The sequence below is a fragment of the Staphylococcus sp. AtDRG32 genome, assembly GCF_004365845.1.
In the GTDB taxonomy this organism is placed as follows: Bacteria; Bacillota; Bacilli; order Staphylococcales; family Staphylococcaceae; genus Staphylococcus; species Staphylococcus hominis.
Genome location: NZ_SODE01000003.1, coordinates 62561 through 80975 on the forward strand (window position 1 = coordinate 62561; position 18415 = coordinate 80975).

At 31.1% G+C, this 18415-nt stretch carries 17 protein-coding genes and 1 pseudogene; 7 read left to right on the forward strand and 11 right to left on the reverse strand.

Annotated elements, in window-relative coordinates; genetic code table 11:
• Positions 1–46: 46 nt before the first annotated feature.
• The 3 genes from brnQ to BDW25_RS06065 form a co-directional block, all read right to left on the reverse strand.
• The gene (gene brnQ / locus BDW25_RS06055) at positions 47–1405 is read right to left on the reverse strand and encodes a branched-chain amino acid transport system II carrier protein (protein ID WP_049417523.1); all 1359 of its coding nucleotides are present in this window, start codon (positions 1403–1405) and stop codon (positions 47–49) included.
• Positions 1406–1619: 214 nt separating this feature from the next.
• Complete coding sequence (locus BDW25_RS06060; protein ID WP_002449204.1) at positions 1620–1844, reverse strand: hypothetical protein; 225 nt, start codon at positions 1842–1844, stop codon at positions 1620–1622.
• A gap of 185 nt (positions 1845–2029) precedes the next feature.
• Positions 2030–3022 carry a metal ABC transporter solute-binding protein, Zn/Mn family gene (locus tag BDW25_RS06065; RefSeq protein WP_077700585.1) on the reverse strand — a complete coding sequence of 331 codons (993 nt, stop codon included), beginning with the start codon at positions 3020–3022 and terminating at the stop codon, positions 2030–2032.
• Positions 3023–3510: 488 nt separating this feature from the next.
• On the opposite strand from BDW25_RS06065, the gene BDW25_RS06070 reads away from it, so the two are divergent.
• Together BDW25_RS06070 and BDW25_RS06075 are read left to right on the forward strand one after the other, a co-directional pair.
• Positions 3511–5058: an SLC13 family permease gene (locus tag BDW25_RS06070; RefSeq protein WP_049417525.1), complete on the forward strand. Its 1548-nt coding sequence runs from the start codon at positions 3511–3513 to the stop codon at positions 5056–5058.
• A gap of 87 nt (positions 5059–5145) precedes the next feature.
• Positions 5146–5492, forward strand: a pseudogene (locus BDW25_RS06075) (arsenate reductase/protein-tyrosine-phosphatase family protein).
• A 59-nt stretch (positions 5493–5551) separates the two neighbouring features.
• Here BDW25_RS06075 and BDW25_RS06080 read toward each other — a convergent pair.
• From BDW25_RS06080 to BDW25_RS06095, 4 genes are all read right to left on the reverse strand, one after another.
• On the reverse strand, positions 5552–5752 hold the full coding sequence (locus BDW25_RS06080) for a hypothetical protein (protein ID WP_002449526.1): 201 nt from the start codon (positions 5750–5752) through the stop codon (positions 5552–5554).
• Positions 5753–5946: 194 nt separating this feature from the next.
• On the reverse strand, positions 5947–6825 hold the full coding sequence (locus tag BDW25_RS06085; RefSeq protein ID WP_002449266.1) for a mechanosensitive ion channel family protein: 879 nt from the start codon (positions 6823–6825) through the stop codon (positions 5947–5949).
• A gap of 186 nt (positions 6826–7011) precedes the next feature.
• Positions 7012–7524, reverse strand: a complete 513-nt coding sequence (locus BDW25_RS06090; RefSeq protein ID WP_002449321.1) for a universal stress protein — start codon at positions 7522–7524, stop codon at positions 7012–7014.
• Between the two features lie 86 nt (positions 7525–7610).
• Complete coding sequence (locus tag BDW25_RS06095) at positions 7611–8075, reverse strand: hypothetical protein (protein WP_133945148.1); 465 nt, start codon at positions 8073–8075, stop codon at positions 7611–7613.
• 191 nt (positions 8076–8266) lie between these two features.
• Between BDW25_RS06095 and BDW25_RS06100 the strand changes: the two genes are divergently transcribed.
• Positions 8267–8599, forward strand: coding sequence for a hypothetical protein (locus BDW25_RS06100; protein WP_049431596.1), 333 nt, complete (start codon positions 8267–8269; stop codon positions 8597–8599).
• Between the two features lie 320 nt (positions 8600–8919).
• Here BDW25_RS06100 and BDW25_RS06105 read toward each other — a convergent pair whose 3' ends face one another.
• Positions 8920–10119: a GTP-binding protein gene (locus tag BDW25_RS06105; protein WP_002449372.1), complete on the reverse strand. Its 1200-nt coding sequence runs from the start codon at positions 10117–10119 to the stop codon at positions 8920–8922.
• Positions 10120–10409: 290 nt separating this feature from the next.
• Positions 10410–11771 carry an SLC45 family MFS transporter gene (locus BDW25_RS06110; protein WP_002454604.1) on the reverse strand — a complete coding sequence of 454 codons (1362 nt, stop codon included), beginning with the start codon at positions 11769–11771 and terminating at the stop codon, positions 10410–10412.
• Positions 11772–12188: 417 nt separating this feature from the next.
• On the opposite strand from BDW25_RS06110, the gene BDW25_RS06115 reads away from it, so the two are divergent.
• Together BDW25_RS06115 and BDW25_RS06120 are read left to right on the forward strand one after the other, a co-directional pair.
• Complete coding sequence (locus tag BDW25_RS06115) at positions 12189–13595, forward strand: glycosyltransferase family 2 protein (RefSeq protein ID WP_133945150.1); 1407 nt, start codon at positions 12189–12191, stop codon at positions 13593–13595.
• A gap of 304 nt (positions 13596–13899) precedes the next feature.
• Positions 13900–14100, forward strand: coding sequence for a cold-shock protein (locus tag BDW25_RS06120; protein WP_017174716.1), 201 nt, complete (start codon positions 13900–13902; stop codon positions 14098–14100).
• A 144-nt stretch (positions 14101–14244) separates the two neighbouring features.
• Here the strand turns inward: BDW25_RS06120 and BDW25_RS06125 are convergent, their stop codons facing one another.
• On the reverse strand, positions 14245–14736 hold the full coding sequence (locus BDW25_RS06125; protein ID WP_002449492.1) for a TspO/MBR family protein: 492 nt from the start codon (positions 14734–14736) through the stop codon (positions 14245–14247).
• Positions 14737–15002: 266 nt separating this feature from the next.
• Positions 15003–15644, reverse strand: coding sequence for an NAD(P)-dependent oxidoreductase (locus BDW25_RS06130; protein ID WP_002488455.1), 642 nt, complete (start codon positions 15642–15644; stop codon positions 15003–15005).
• A gap of 283 nt (positions 15645–15927) precedes the next feature.
• Here BDW25_RS06130 and BDW25_RS06135 point away from each other — a divergent pair, with 283 nt between their 5' ends.
• On the forward strand, positions 15928–16971 hold the full coding sequence (locus BDW25_RS06135; protein WP_133945152.1) for an NAD(P)-dependent alcohol dehydrogenase: 1044 nt from the start codon (positions 15928–15930) through the stop codon (positions 16969–16971).
• A 320-nt stretch (positions 16972–17291) separates the two neighbouring features.
• Complete coding sequence (locus BDW25_RS06140; RefSeq protein ID WP_133945154.1) at positions 17292–17831, forward strand: hypothetical protein; 540 nt, start codon at positions 17292–17294, stop codon at positions 17829–17831.
• Positions 17832–18415: the final 584 nt, after the last annotated feature.

Sequence of the window (18415 nt, forward strand, 5' to 3'; positions counted from 1 at the left end):
AGATCGTATGATTTCAACTTCTTATAGCTTATAGTAAATGGCTTAATTATGCTTGAACTTCGTGTTTGTTACCACGAACTTTGTAAACAATAAGTCCGATAATAAATCCAATTAATGCTGGGACAATCCATCCCATCCCCATATCAAAGAATGGTAAATAATTCTCAGCAAAACCGATTAATGATTGCGCGAAGTTTGTTTTCACAAAAGGTTCTGGACTCGCTTTAATACCATCAAAAAATGCAGCAATCACTGTAAATAATGTAGTAAATCGATACACAATTGACGAATTATTAAATAAATGACTTACTAAGGTTAGTAAAATCAGTGTAATGGCTAATGGATAAATAAACATTAATACGGGTAATGAGTACATAATAATTTTTGTTAATCCGACATTCGCAAATATAAACGCCAATACACTAACCATAGTGGCTAATACAATGTAGTTCGTTTTAGGAAATAGTTCTGTAAATGTTTCTGAAAAAGCTGTAATTAAACCAATTGCCGTTTTTAAACACGCCACAATAATAATAAGTGATAAAACAATAATTCCGAAATCACCTAAATAATGTTGGGCAATTTGTGCAAGGGCAATGCCCCCATTTTCACTTACTTTAAATTCTCCAAGACTCATTGTTCCCATTACTGCAAGAAGTGTATAGATGACACCCATACCAATAATGCTAATGGCCCCCGATTTCACTGTTTCTTTAGCAATATCATTAGGATTTGTAATACCTAATTTTTTAATAGTCGTTACAATAATGATTCCAAATGCTAGTGATGCCAGTGCATCCAATGTATTATACCCATCGATAAAACCTTTTAATAATACACTCTTATTGTAGTCAGGACTTATTGGTGCATGACTTATACTGCCCATTGGGTGAATCAATGCAAGTACGACCACGATACCTAATAAAATCAAAAAGACTGGATTTAAGAACTTGCCAATATAGTCTAAGATTTTAGAGGGTTTACGTGCAAAAAACCAAGCTACGATAAAGAACAACATACTAAAGACAGGTAAAATCCATTTTCCACTGCTTGGAGAAACAAATGGTGAAAAAGCAATTTCATATGATGTTGTTGCAAGTCTTGGTAAAGCAAAGAAGGGTCCAATAACAAGATAAAGACCAATCGTAAATATGTATGCATAAATTTTACTTACGCGTGAAGAAATTGCAAATACACCATTCGTCTTAGAAATACCAATCGCAATAATTCCTAAAAATGGTAAACCGATTGCTGTAATTAAAAATCCTAAATTCGCAAGTAATACGTTTGCGCCTGCCATTTGCCCTAGATGAAGTGGAAAAATTAAGTTTCCTGCTCCAAAGAACAAACCAAAAAGCATCGACCCAATAAAGAGATTCTCTTTAAATGTAAGTTTCTGTTTCATTGTCTTTCCTCGTTTCCCTCTTAAAGTCATAATAGATATTATACATTTTTTTAAAATCAATTTCTTTAGAATTTTTAAAAAAGTTAGATAATAATATATAAAAAAACTTCTCTTTGCATGATTACATTCATTTTTTATGCAAAAAGAAGTTTTAAGTGTAACCTTATACTCATCGATATTTATCCTTAATTATATAATTTTTAGTTATACAGACTTAGCTAATATATGTATCTGCATGTTCAAGGCGATATGTTTCACCTTTTGCTTTAGCTTCTTCATAAGCTTCATATGTTGTATGTTTAACATCTTCAACTTTGTAATTTACCGTTTTCGCAAATTTCCTTACATCTTCTTCATTTTTGGCCAATACAAATACCGTTAAAATATTGTCATCTACAATGTCTTTATGGTGTTGGTAACGCAGTCTATAAATATTCATGACGCTGTCTCCTTCCAATCTATTAGTGATAAACCCTTACTTCATAAAAATAATAAATAATGCCCTACATATTATTTAAATTTAATATACCACTTTTTTTTGAAAAAGGAAGCCTATAAAAAAGAAGTAAGATAGAATTTACTTGATCTTCATATCTTACTTCTTTACTTTAATATACTTTAATTTTAAGATTCATTTTTTAAAGCTTTTTCAATAGCTTTAATATTTTTCTTCATAAATGATTGATACGTATTACTGTCATTATCTTGTTGTTTAGTATGAGAACCCATATTATAAAATGAAATTGTTTTTGCATGTGTTTCTTTTCTAACCGTGTCTGCAACTTTATTCGACACATTTTCTTCAGCTAGGATATAGTTTACCTTATCCTCTTTAATTTGTTTTACAATAGTTGTAAGATCTTTTTGACTTGGTTCTTCAGCATTCATATTTTCGATTCCTTCTTGCTTAAAACCATAGCGATCAGCTAAATAACCAATAGAATCATGTGAAATATATACTGTTTTACCTTCTTGACCTTTAACAGCACGTTTCATATCTTTATCTAAATCCTTCAAATCACTAACTAATTTTTTATAATTCTTTTCATAGTCATCTTTATGTTTAGCATCTTTTTTAACTAATTCATCCTTTATATCTTTCGCAAATTGTTGACTTAATACAGGATCTAACCAAACATGAGGATCATATTTACCATGATGATGCTCATGTTCTTCGTGCTCGCCATGTTCTTCGTGTTCACCGTGTTCATGTTCATCCTCTTCGCCTTTTAACAAATCGGCTTTATTTAAAGATGATTCTAATGATAATGTTTTATTTTTATCATTCATCGCATTTGCAATTTTTTTAGCGACTGGGTCTAGATTATCCCCTGTATATACAAATAAATCTGATTTACCAATATCGACCATTTGTTTTTGACTCGGCTCATATGTATGTGGATCCATTCCATTCGGATAGACTGATTCAACATGAACGTATTTACCACCAATTTGTTGAGCAAAAGATTTCAGCGGATATACTGTCGTTTTTACCTCAAGTTTTTCATTATGCTCTGATTTTTTATCTTTATCACTACCGCTATTGGATGTTCCACAAGCTACAAGTGACAACGTTAAAATACTGATGAAGACTAACATTAAACTTTTCTTAATCATTTTCCTCTCTCCTAAATCGTAATTATTACGTTTTAATAATCGCATTTCATATCGAAATTGTCAATGGACGATTTAAAAAAATGAAAATGATTAAATAATTATATATAATTGTTGTTTTACTACAGTCAGAAAAAGGACCGAAAGTTATAAAAGGATTTTTATTATGAAAAAATTTCTTCTAGATAAATAAGTCATTATTGAAATATTTAATAGCAAAAGTAAAGTAATGCCTGAAACAATGAGTGGAGAATGTATTGCTATAGATAAAATTAAAAATGATTTCGGACAACTTTAATATATAAGTAACAGAGTGAAACAGAATTCCCATTAAATTCATTGTTTCGTTCCTTTTCATCTCAATATTTCTATGTTTATTAGCTTTAATTAATAGTTTTTTGAAAATTTTGTGTATTTTAAAATATAACTCCTAAAATAAAGCGCTTTCTTGTTAAAATAATAGTGTAACTATTTTAAGGGGGACGATGATAATGACAAAGGGGAATCAAATCACTAATCAATCTAAAAAAGAAACATCTAATAAAGGATATAAACCATTATGGATTGTGATTAGTTTTATCGTATTAGTAATGATTTTATTATTACCTACTTCAAGTAGCTTACCGGTCATGGCTAAAGCAGCACTTGCCATTCTTGCTTTTGCTGTAATCATGTGGGTTACTGAAGCAGTATCTTATCCAGTTTCAGCTACTTTAATTTTAGGACTTATTATATTATTACTTGGCTTTAGTCCTGTTCAACATCTCTCAGAACAACTTGGTCATCCTAAAAGTGGAAACGCCATTCTGAAGGGAAGCGAATTATTAGGCACAAACAATGCTCTGAGTCTCGCATTTAGTGGTTTTTCTACTTCTGCAGTAGCACTTGTGACCGCCGCTTTATTCTTAGCAGCTGCCATGCAAGAAACCAATCTTCATAAACGGCTAGCACTTTATGTCCTTTCTATTGTAGGAAATAAAACAAAACATATTGTTATCGGTGCAATTTTAGTATCAATTGTATTAGCCTTTTTTGTACCTTCTGCTACGGCTCGTGCTGGTGCTGTTGTACCCATTTTACTCGGGATGATTGCAGCCTTTAAAGTGAGTAAAGATAGTAAACTAGCATCACTCTTAATTATTACATCCGTACAAGCTGTATCGATTTGGAATATCGGTATTAAAACTGCCGCTGCGCAAAATATCGTCGCTATCAATTTCATTAATCAAAACTTAGGCTATAACGTGTCTTGGGGTGAATGGTTTTTATACGCTGCACCGTGGTCTATACTGATGTCTATTGCCTTATATTTCATTATGATGAAAGTGATACCACCTGAACGAGATGCCATTGAAGGTGGTAAAGAATTGATTAAACATGACTTAAACGAACTAGGTCCAATTAGTGCTAGAGAATGGCGACTCATTGTCATTTCTATCTTATTACTGATCTTTTGGTCTACTGAAAAAGTACTTCACCCTATCGATTCAGCAAGTGTTACTTTAATTGCATTAGGTATGATGCTCATGCCTAAAATCGGTGTGATTACTTGGAAAGGCGTTGAAAAGAAAATTCCATGGGGGACAATTATCGTCTTTGGTGTAGGCATCTCACTTGGTAACGTCTTACTTAAAACAGGCGCTGCCCAATGGCTCAGTGATAAAACATTTGGGTTAATGGGACTAAAAGAGTTACCAATTATCGCAACGATTGCACTCATTACATTATTCAATATTTTAATTCATTTAGGTTTTGCGAGTGCAACAAGCTTATCGTCTGCACTGATACCCGTATTTATTTCATTAACATCAACATTAGGGTTAGGCGAGCATTCTATCGGCTTTGTTTTAATACAACAATTTGTGATTAGCTTTGGATTCTTATTACCAGTGAGTGCACCACAAAATATGTTAGCCTACGGTACAGATACATTTACGGTTAAAGATTTCTTAAAATCAGGTATTCCTCTCACTATTATAGGTTATATTCTTGTGATTTTATTTAGCTTAACGTATTGGAAATGGTTAGGTTTAGTGTAAAATGAGTCAGATTCATTTTATAGATAGAGAGGTTTATCATGACCAAAAAAACCATTTATTTGTACAGGGAATTCTTGTCGTAGCCAAATGGTTGAGGGTTTTGGAAAAGCAATTTTAGGTGATGAATGGAATGTATATTCCGGAGGCCTTGAAACACATGATGTTAATCCTAAAGACATTAAAGCAATGAAAGAAGTGGTATCGACATTTCAAATCATACCTCGGATTTAATTAATGATACTATTTTAAAACAATCAAACTTAATAGTAACATATTATGCAGTCATGCTGATGCGCATTGTCCTACTATGCCATCAGGTGTTAAAAAAGAACATTGGGGCTTCGATGATCCCAGCCGGAAAAGATGGGTCAGAATTCCAACGTGTTCGAGATGACATTAAAAATGCTATTGAACAATTTAAGTATAGAACATAATAAAACAGCAGTTACTACGTATTTGACGTAGTAACTGCTGTTTATTGATATAGCCATGCTTACCAAAAGTCACTTGTTACAATATTTTTTCTCTCAATGTCTAAATTTGGAATGTCCCTCTCATTCGCAACCGCATCTTTATAATTTAAATTAAGTGCCTCAATGGCTTTATCAAACGTCACATTATCTTTACACATGTACTCCCATACATTTTTATTGATGTACGCATTACCATCATAATAAAAGTCTTTCACCCACATTACTTATCATCCCTTTCTATTTATTACAGTTTGATATTACACCTAAAGTGTAATATAGGCAAACCTTAAATAATTAGAAATCATTAATTATTTATCAGTTTATATGATGATAATTAAATAAATTTTTAGTCATAAAAAGTTATTATAAAAAACTTATGAAAAAAATTTAAAAGCCTATTATTATAAACATTTGTTTATTTTTCTTCATCTTCTAATTTCACAAGTGTTGGTTTAGGCGTATGAATGCCTACATCGTTAAAGTAACTTATGATTTCTTTTCTTAATAAACGTTGGCCTGGAAAATGCATGCCTGGTTTAACATGAGCTAATAATTTAATTACCATTTCATTACCATCAATACTATCTAAACCGAGTAAATCAGGTGCAGCAACGAACATATCATATTTATCTTTTAATGTTGGTAAGAATGCTTTTAATTCTTTTTCAATAACGTCATAATCTTCATTTGGAGAAATCGGAATTGCAATAAGAGGCGATACATCTGTCTTAGAATAATTTACAATTTCACTAATTGTCCCATTAGGTAAGGTATACACTTCTCCAGTATCAGATTGAATACGTGTAGATCGTAAACCTATTGTTTGTACTGTCCCTTCTGCAATCGTTACACCTGACGAATTAATTTGAACATAATCGCTGACGTCAAATTGTCCTTCAAAAATAACGAAAAAGCCGGTAATGATATCTTTTACAACAGTCTGGGCACCAAAACCAACTGCTAAACCAACAACACCAGCCCCAGCTAAAATAGCTGAGACGCTAATTCCAAAACGAGAGAGAATCGATGTAAGAACAATAAACCAAACAACATAACTAATTAAGTTTTGAACAAGTGTTGAAAGTGTCTCACTTCTTTTAATTTTATAGCGTGTCTTCTTCTTCTCATTGACTTTAAAAAATTTCGTTACTACTTTTCTAGAAATTGCAATAACAATCATACCTAATAAGATATAAGCAACAATAATTAAAATATTGGCTAGTAAATTTTGATAAAATTCTATCTTCGTCAATGGTTCAATAAATTTAATAAACAGTTGTTTCATTTGACTCATGTTGATATAATACTCCTTTTATACTTAGATTTTTAAATGATTGTGCGCTATTATTTAGAACACGACACTTAAATAAAAATGATACCATATTTTATATATTATCTGAAATAATCATTTGCTTTATTCCAGAATAAAAAACTTCATTCTCACTGCTTCGTGAGAATGAAGTCATATATTAAGTCATCATTACTTATGTTCTGAACTTTCAAAATATCGTCTTCTAAATGCTGGAGTTGCTACTTTTGATTCAAAGTCTTCTGGAATTTCTTCAGTACGTACAACTAATACATCACATGGGGCATGACGTACAATCGCTTCTGATACTGAGCCAATCATAAAACGTTCGACTGCATTTAATCCTGAAGCACCACACATAATTAAATCAACATCTAATTCATTTGCTAAATTTTTAGGAATGAGTAATTTCGGTGGGCCAAATTCAAGTCGTGTTTCTACATTTGTCACGCCTTCTTTAACGGCAAGTTCTTTATAGCCTTCAAGTAACTTCTCAGAATACTCTTTAGACGGGTCAAATTGAGATGCGTACACTTCATACGCAGTATATGTTCTCGTATCAATCACATGCACAATTGTGAGCTTTGCATCATTACGTTTTGCTACATCAACGGCTTTATTAAAGGCCCATTCTGCTTCATCTGATCCATCAACTGCAATTAAAATGTTTTTGTATGCTAACATTTTAATCTCCCCCTTTATCTGTTCTCACCTTTATTTTAGCACTGTTTCAAAAAAATGAGTATTAATATGTAAAACGCTTTCAAAAACTATATATTACGTTCTTCTTTATCAATTTGATGTTGTAAGTAGGATAAAATAGCGCTATAACACCCTAATGATATCGTTAAAATAAATGGTAATAGTTTGATTGATACTTCTCGGGCATGTTTAGAACTCGTTAATGTTAAATGATCAGTTAAACCTTGCATATCTATATGACTAAAGCATGTATAACTAATAATTACAAAAAAGGTTAGCGTCGCTATTAATTTCATTTTATTTACAAAGTCACTACTAAACTGAATCAATGAAAAAGCTAAAATAAGAATAATAATATTGAATATAACACTAAAAATAATCCACAACATAATAAATGTCGGCTGATTTAATTTCCCCATGTTTAAAATATTTCCTTCTACCATTAGAGGTATTAAGAAACTAAATAAAATTGAAATGCTAAATGTAATGATCACTGTTAGTAATGCCCCTAACAGTTTTAAAAAATCCCGCATCATATCCACCTTTTAAAAGTTAATATATTAATATTGTACAATTTAATACATTTATATGCTATATTCATCAAAATATTTAATTAACTATTTTCAACATCAATCTTATACTAACTTACAGTGTTGTAATTTTAGAATGTCTTACTTACTATTTATTTTATTATATGTTTTTATAGAATTGAGGTGATCATGATATGCCAAATGAAAATTATAGAGAAAGTGATATTTTAGGAGGCATTAGCTATTTAAGTGTCTTCTTTGCACCAGTATTATTTCCACTTATTGTATGGATCGTCGCACAACCACCAGCTTCGACCCATGCTAGAAATGCGTTATTCAATCACATCATGAGTTGGGTTATGGTGGTATTAGGATTAGTAACCCTATCTATTTCCCCAGCTTTTGTAAATAGTGAACACGGTATCGGCTGGATTATTGCAATCCTCATCGCAGTTATTTTCTTTATATGGGCACTTGTGCTATTTTTAAAAAATATCATTAGAGGTATTCAATTAATGATGCCATAAAAAAAAGAGGAAGTGACGATAATTTCGTCGTTTCCTCTTTAATTTTATTAATCTCTTGTTGTATAAAACTAAAAAATGACCAATCAAATATTTTAAATTTTATCGTTTTCAGTATAAAAGGCAATACTATAATGTTGTTTGTGAGAATTATATATATACTTTTATTCCATTATGATTACCTACTGTAATTATAATAAGGTTTGGTCGTTTTAGTATTAGATTGCGCTTGCAATACTATATTACGAAAAGTAGTATGATGTTTATATGAAAATTGTAATCAATATTTTTATCATCATAACTTGTTTAATATCCATTATTTCTTAAGGTTTTCTTATTTTCCAACGATAAGGATCTTCAAGTTGATGCCAATCAGAATTCATTTCGCTACTATTCACCAGGCATTCATCGAGTTCTTTTTCTATTTTTTCTTGATCTAAGTCGGTACCAATAATGACAAATTGTGTATTTCTATCCCCATATTCAATATCCCAACTTTCCGCTACGTCACGACGTTGAGCAAGTATCTCTTCCCGTTTTTCTTTAGACATTGATGCAACCCAATATGTAACTGGGCTGATATTACATGACGATCCTGCTTGTGACAGTAAACACGCAACCTCGTTATATTGCGCAAGCCATACAATCCCTTTTGAACGAACAATGTTTTGAGGCATTTGTTCTAACCAATCATTGAAACGTTTCGCGTGAAACGGTAATCGTCTTGAATAGACAAACGAATTCATACCATATTCTTCAGTTTCTGGTGTATGCGTCTCATGGCCGCCTTCTGTTAGTTCCTTAATCCATCCTGCAGAATTGCTAGCTTTTTCAAAATCAAATCGTCCTGTATCTAAGACATCATTAATATCTACTTGAGACTGCGTTGTTTTAATTATTTTTGCATCTGGTTGTAATGTTCTAAGTATATGTTCTAACTTATCTAGCGCTTCATTTGTAACTAAATCTGTTTTATTCAATACAAGTACATCACAGAATTCAACTTGGTCTATTAATAAATCCGCAATCGAACGTTCATCTGTCACATCCGCACCTTGATTACGATCCACAAGTAAATCTTCTGAATGAATATCATTAACAAATCGATTCGCATCAACGACCGTAACCATCGTATCTAAACGACAAATCGAAGTGAGATCTATTCCCATCGCTTCATCGATATACGAGAATGTTTGCGCTACAGGTACTGGTTCAGAAATGCCTGTAGATTCAATAACGATATAATCAATATTGCCTTTATGTACAAGTCGTTCAACTTCTTTTAATAAATCGTCCCGTAACGTGCAACAAATACATCCATTAGATAGTTCAACTAATTTTTCATCTGTTCTAGACAGTCCACCACCATCAGCAACTAAATCTTTATCAATATTAACCTCACTCATATCATTCACAATAACTGCAATACGACGGCCTTCTCGATGATTTAAAATATGATTTAGTAACGTTGTCTTCCCTGAACCTAAATAACCACTTAATACAGTTACAGGTATCTTACTCATTTATATTCTCTCCTTTTAAATCGTAATTATTACGATTTAAATTGTACAGAGATTTTTAATAATGTCAATATTAATTAAATGAATGATGTTCTATAGCGAGTGATTTACCGCGTAATCATTAGTATGTCTTCACTTATACTTCAAGGTTTGATATTCCTTAAATGTATTAAATTTTTAATGACATCATGATATTGTTTATGAAACATTGCTGATAGTTTTTATAAAAAAAGAGCGAAAAATTATTTTTCGCTCTTACAAATTATAAATAAATTTTTTTATTTTTTAATATTTCATTCAAATTTTGCGTTAATAAATTTAACTGAGATTGCACCCAGAAGCATCATGATTCCTGCAAATAATAACATGGCAGGCATTGAACTTCCTAATAATGGGAAAAGTGCAAAACTTACTACAGAAGCGACAATTTGTGGTAGACAAATACTTGTATTAAATAACCCTAGATAAGCACCTGAATTTTCTCCATCAATTGCTTCGGTTAATAGTGTGAATGGTTGAGTATTCATCGTTAAGTTATTAATACCAATGAATATAAATGAAATAATGAGTAACCATTGGTTATGAATAAAGAACATTGAAATAAGACCTAATCCACCAAAAATTAATCCAAAACTATACCAGAATTTTCTTTGAGAAGGTTTAGATTTTGCAATGACAAAACCAAAAATAACTGAACTTAAAAATTGTATACAGTATAACACACCATACCAGTTTCCTGCTGCTTGATATCCTGCTGAAGAAGGGTCTGTCGCATTCCATACATTTTTTGCTATTGCACCTGTTGAATACGTCCAGAGATACATTAATGCAAACCAGTTAAAAAATTGAACTACACTAATTTGCCAAAATTGTTTAGGCGCCGTTTTTAACAGTTGCCATAAATTTAATTTCTCATTCCTATTGTCATCTGAGATGCCGTGATAATAGTTATATGTTTTAGGTTCATATTCTTTAACGGAAAGAACCGTCCAAATAGAAGCAATGAGTAATACCGCTGCTGCAATATAATAAGCTATTTTTACTGTCATCGGTACTTCCCCTTTAGGCGCTACATTACTCATTCCCATCATTGTTAGTAAAAATGGTAATAGTGTAGCAATAATACCACCTAAATTTGAGAAGATTTGTTGCCATGACCAGGCCATATCTCTTTGTTTTTCGTTTACCATATCTCCAATAATCATTTTATAGGGCTGCATACACGCATTTGAAGTTAAATCCATAAGTAACGTCATAATTGCACCAAATGACAAAGCCATAAGTGATGCATATCCAAATCCAAACGAACCTGCATTAGGTAATAGGACTAATACAATCGCTCCGATTGGACCAGCAATTAAAAGATATGGCATCCGACGCCCAAATCTAGTCCAAGTTCTATCAGAATAGTATCCAATAAGTGGTTGTACAATCATTCCTGCTAATGGCGGCAAAATAAAAAACCAACCTAAATTATTAGGGTCGGCGCCTAGCGTTTGAAATATTCTTCCCATCATTGCTGATTGAAGTGCAAATGCCATGTTTACTCCGAAGAAACCAAATGTAATAGAAAAAATAACTGCTTTTTTTAAATAGGGTAGTGTGATACCTTGTTCTTCAGTATTTTTAGTATGTATTTGATCTGTATCTTTCATTTCTATCTCTCCTATTTATTACTTGATATAGTCATTTAATTCAATAATTAAATAGCTATATCAAATAACAATTCATTGGAATCGTTTTCAACTGTAATTATAACATTTTTGAGTTTCTTTGGAAACGCTCGCATCCCCTATAAATAAATCAGAGTTCATTTTATTTTCCAATCTCATATATATCATAATTACCTAATTTAGGTATTTTTATAGATAATTAAAGATTATTGTGATGATAATAGATATATTAATACTTAAAAACAAAATATATAACATAATCTATAATTAGATTATTACAATAAATAACGATAGAAAAAATTGATTATATTAAATATAATTAGATTATTATTTGTATTTTAACTACTTTTTAAAATACATTAGATTATCAAAAAGATTACTAATTAAAGGAGTATAAAAATGAAGGTTATAAAGAGTAAAGAAATCAATCATAGGCCTAAAGTAAGTGTATTAATTAGTACGTATAACAAAGAAAAATTTATTAATAAAACATTAGATAGTGTCTTAAAACAATCGATGGATATGAGAGATTTTGAATTAATCGTGGTGGATGACTGTTCTACTGACCAAACCGTTGATATTGTTTCTAAAAAAATAGACAGTTTTTCTAATTACAAATTTATTCAATTAGATCAAAATTCGGGTACACCTGCGAAACCACGAAATTTATCTATTGATTTAAGTAAGGGAAAGTACATCATGTTTATAGACGGTGATGATTGGTTACCTGAAGATGCTCTAGAAAAGTTATATACACTTTTAAAAACAAACAAGACAGACTATGCTACAGGCTTAACAAAATATGTGCATAGTGATCGCATAGCTAGAAGTGGCGTTGCTCTATCTAAAATTGCATATAATAAAGTAGATTTAAAACACTTTAGAAAATCATTTTATCATTTAGCACCTGCTGGTCGTATGATTAAAGCTAGCGTCATTAAAAAGAATCATATTCAATTTCCAGAAATGATTTTTGGAGAAGATTTACAATTTTTCGCAGAAGTCTTTTTCAATACTAAACGTATTAGTACAACACAAGATGTGGTTTATTGTGCTAACCGTTACGACGATAATATTTCTTTAGTAAAATCAGAAAAATCAACACATATTAATCGTATGAAATGGCAAGGTGAAGCCTATCGTCACTTAATGAGTAAGCATAAAAATAATAAATTAATGCCTAATTTACTATATCGTATTATTAATAAAGATGTTTTAGAAGCTAAATTCTATAAAAAAGGCTTTATTAAAAACATAAATGAGTTACTTCCTATTTTTCAAAATATCATTCATATGGTAGATGAACATTTCGATGCTTTAGACTATGCAGATGATGATTTAAACCGACAAGCCATCAAACTAATACGTGAGGGGAATAAAGAAGACATTATCAGTTTTGTTAAATTCTATCTTAAAAAAGATGATAAGCCGCTTCATGAGAAAAACGATATATATTACTATTCGTTTAAAGGAACACATTACAAAAAAAGAATGCATCCTACATTACTAAACATCTCTCAAGAGAATGATAAGGTGTTCTTAAAAATACTTTCTAAAAACTCTGAGTTAAAGTATCTAGAAGTAAAACATCGAAAAGATCCAACTCAATTCATCGTATTAGATATTAAGAAACATCGTTTTAAATCTGGAGAATATACTGTTCAATTTACAACAAAGAATTTACCTGATGGAAAATTAGCTCTTACAGTTTTAGATAAAGATTTAAATGGCTCAGTTATCAAATCAGGCATGCGTTTTGATTTTTATGAAACTGTTGGTGGCAATTTAGGATATATTAAAAAGTAATTAAAATCTTAGATGTTTCGCCACCGTAGCATTCATTTTACATATATTTATTTCGATATATGTAAAATAACGATCTTAATAAATTATAAATCTTAGTCTTGTTATCTATGTATTTTTATAATTCCAAAAGAAATTATGCTAAATTTCAAAATAATGCTGTACTTATTCATTCAAAAGGTGTATAGTTGGTTTCACGTAATAAAAGCTCGTATTTTGGATTGTAGTATATTTTTATAGAATATTCTCTTTTAATTTATGAATTTGTTACAAATATGATGTGCAAAAGCACTTGGAGGTATTCTATATGAATAACGGTACAGTTAAATGGTTTAACGCAGAAAAAGGTTTTGGATTTATCGAAAGAGAAGACGGTGACGATGTGTTTGTTCACTTTTCAGGTATCGCTACTGATGGATATAAAACTTTAGAAGAAGGTCAAAAAGTAGAGTTTGACATCACTGAAGGTCAACGTGGCGAACAAGCAACAAATGTTGTCCCTGTTTAAACATAAATTTTAGCACAAGCATGTATGTATACATGCTTGTGCTTTTTTTACATAATTTATAAAAGAATAATACATAAGTTCATTTAATACCGTCACTTAATATATCCCTACTATAGAGTCTAGTGTTGTGCATATCATTCAGTTTTAATCTCTAGTATAACCTGGTTTATCTTCATTTAAGATTACATTACCTCCGTTTAAATAACTTGCGTAACTTAACCAAATGACATAAGGCAACATTAATAAACCAGCATACTTATTAGATGCATAAAAACGATGTGCAGTAATATTTCCAGCTGCAAGTAATACATAACTTTCAATTAAAGATGTCTTTCTCAGTTTTAAATTGAAATAAAGTATCGTCCACGCATAATTCAATCCTAATTGTGCATAATGAGCACGTGTTATAGACTGTTTCTCTCTTTTATGAGCTGCATGCGCATATGATAATTGATAAGCTACTCCCATTGAGGTATAAAGTAGTGGCCATACAATTGGAAATACTTTAGCTGGAGGTGAAAAAGGTGGTTTTTCATAATGTTTATAATCATTTTGAGCTTTAGCTGTTAATCTCCCAATAACCATTCCACCTGCTAAAGGTAACACAATTCTTGTAACTTTTTTAATATTAATCATAATTCTCTCCTTTAAAGTCTTCCTATATTTAATACCCTACTTTTTTTCTATAATTAACTAGTTATGACTCTATTATTAAAAAACAAAATAATAGAGTCACACACTAAAATATCCTCCCAAATACTATCATCATACTGATACATAGTAGGACATTCTTTAAATTGTTCTTTTACTATCTTTATGACTGCCATTGCATTTTAGCTAATTACTTTTAATTTAGATTGGCCTTTTTAATTATTTCTCCTAAAGGGCATCTAGAGTCACTATTATTCTTCTTCACCAACAACTGTGAAACGTTCATTAATATGCGCTTTATTTTCAGCTTCATCTACTATAGCAATAGCAAAATCTGCATAACTGATATAACTATTACCTTTACTATTAAATAATAATTGATCTTTTCCTAACGTATAGGTGCCTGTACGTTTACCTTCAAAGTCAAATTCCGCTGATGGACTAATAAAGGTCCAAGTAATTCCTTCAGCATGTTGTAAGTCTTGTAAATTACGACTTGATCCTTTAGCTGTTGGTTTCACTATTTCTGGGAAATCTGGTGTATCCATAACACGTATAGTATGCGCATCATCTGCGAATAGACTACCAGCACCCCCTACAATAATGGCTCTTGTATCTACATCTTTTAATATGTTAATCAATACGCGTCCCACTTCAACGTGCACTTCTTCTTCACCCAATGGCGCGCCAAATGCATTGACTACCACGTCTAAATCTTTAATATCATCTGAAGTTAAATCAAACACGTCTTTTTCAATCACTTTAACATCTTTATCATCATCTAATTTAGCAGCATTTCTTACAATCGCAGTTACTTCATGTCCACGTTGTTGTGCTTCATCTAATACTTTGGTTCCTAATTTACCTGTTGCTCCAATAATACCAATGTTCATCGTTTGTTCCTCCACTTCTATATTTGTCAGAGATGTCTCTTGGATGTCCCTCAACATGTTATCAATATAATTACATTTTTATTAAAAGTCTATTTATCTGTTTTTATTTTCCTTTCTAATATGAAGTCATTGAAACATGCCTCACAACGATTAGTTTAAAATCACCTTGTACTATACATATTGAGTTCAATGTGTTGACTTAATTAATCTAAGTCTCTATTGTCAATATGAAGAATCATACAAACGCGTATATTCTATCTTATATGTATAAGGGGAAATGACTATGATGAATGTAAAAGCAAGAGCTGTAAATGGCCCAGATTCTGAATTTTTCGCTACTGAAATTAAACGTCGTGATTTAGATAAACATGATGTATTAATAGAGATTAAATATGCAGGTATCTGTCACTCTGATATCCATACTGCTCGAGAAGAATGGGGCCCTGTCGATTATCCACTCGTACCAGGTCATGAAATTGCAGGTATTGTTAAAGAGGTCGGTCCTGACGTCACTAAATATAAAGTTGGCGACCGTGTAGGCGTTGGATGTATGGTAGATTCTTGTGGTGAATGTGAAAACTGTAAAAATGACGAAGAACAATACTGTTTAAATGGAAATGTAGGTACTTATGCAAGTACTGACAAATATGGTGAGAAAACACAAGGCGGTTACTCAACACATATTGTTGTACAAGAAGATTTCGTATTACGTATTCCTGACAATATCAGTTTAGAGGTTGCTGCTCCTTTACTATGTGCGGGCATTACAACTTACTCACCTTTAAATCATTGGAAAGCCTATGAAGGTAAAAAGAATGTAGCAATCATTGGTATGGGCGGCCTTGGACATATGGCAGTTCAAATTGCACATGCAATGGGCGCTAACGTGAATGTATTATCACGTACGTTAAATAAAAAAGAAGATGGTTTAAAATTTGGTGCTTCAGCTTATTATGCAACTAGTGACGAATCAACATTTAAAGAACTTGCTGGTTCATTTGACTTAATTATTAATACTGTAAGTGCAAAATTAGACATAGATGACTATCTTAAATTATTAGCCTTAGATGGTACACTCGTTAATGTTGGTGCCCCAGCTGAGCCTGTATCCTTACAAGTATTTAATTTAATTGGTCATCGTCGTTCATTTGCTGGATCTGCTATCGGTGGTATTAAAGAAACTCAAGACATGTTAGATTTCTGTTCTGAACATCATATCGCCCCACAAATTGAATTAATTACAGCAGATGATATTGATGATGCTTACGAAAGAGTGTTGGCATCTAAAGTTAAATATCGTTTTGTTATTGATATCAGTACAATGTAATCATAAAAATGCCCATGAGATGTGGGCATTTTTTATTACTTAACTATTATATTAAGTTTCTGTTAGTCTTTCTCTCACTATTTAAGATAAACAGTTCATCAGTTATAGATTCCAACTATACTTTTTACAATATTTAATATTGATTGTTATCGTTTTTTTACATTTAATATATATAATAGTCTTAATACTAAATAATTATATCTTGTTAAATAATTTATAATTAAATCATAATGTTTTATTATATGTATTAAGTGATATATATATACAAATGAAGAAAATGTTCAATAAAGAAAATTAAATAAATAAAGGAGTTTGTCTAGATGAATGAATTAACACAATATTTAAAAGAAGTCGCCAAGCAATTAGAGATACAAAATGCATATAGTGAATTAAATAGAGCAAGTCAAAACAATGAAAATCAAGCTACAGATAAATTTAATGACACTTTAAAAGCAATTGAAGATAAATATGCTTATGATTCATCACGTCACGTTATACCAAATAGAGCCTCATTAAAAACATTAAATAGAGTAAAAGCAATCGAAGATAAATACGCTAAAGCGATGAAAACGTTAGAAAGACTTAGAAAATCTAGATTATCAAGAAATAATAAGGATTCAACTCAAATAGAAAACTTAATAAAACAATCAGAAAATGGTTTTAATGATTATCACACACGTGATGATCAATATAATTTTGCAACAAGTGTAGCTCAAGAGTTAGAAAAATTAAAAAATGAATATATTATCTCACCTAAAGAAGCTAAAAATATATTTGGTAAATATGTATTCCATACTAATGAATTTCATTTAAGTGACCATGAACTATATAAAATCAAATTTGCGTATGGCCTTGAATAGATAGTTCATTTCTTATGACCTAACTAGGCAGATCGTGTAAAAACCATGTACACGTTTATATAAACGTTATACTCATTTTTTTATTATTAACATATTTGAACATAGACAAATACAAGGCATAGTCGCATAATGGCCTTAGGGGAAAGACTATGTATGAGTTGGGAGTTCAATTATATATTATGTATCTACGGGGATTATACGGATGGTATAATCTCTTTTTTTATCTTCTTCAATAGTATTGCTCATCATCATGTAAATTTCTAAAGCAAAACCTCTCTATTAAAGTGACTTACTCCGATACTTTAACTTTGTCTGATTGATATCAATCTTTCCTCCCTTTTCATGTATCAATCATTACCACCTCATTTGTACTTGGTTGGTGTACTCAATATAAATCCAAATAATCTAAATCAAGATTGTCTAATGTTTAATAATATTTTTTCCACATTGTCTCGTCTAACATCGTCTAGTTGTGATAAATACGTCTTCACGTTTAAGTCTTGTTGTTACAAGACCTTCCTCTACTTTTTCTTCATTTCCATAAATGAATGTAGCATCGATGCGTCTATATCCTTTCTACTAAA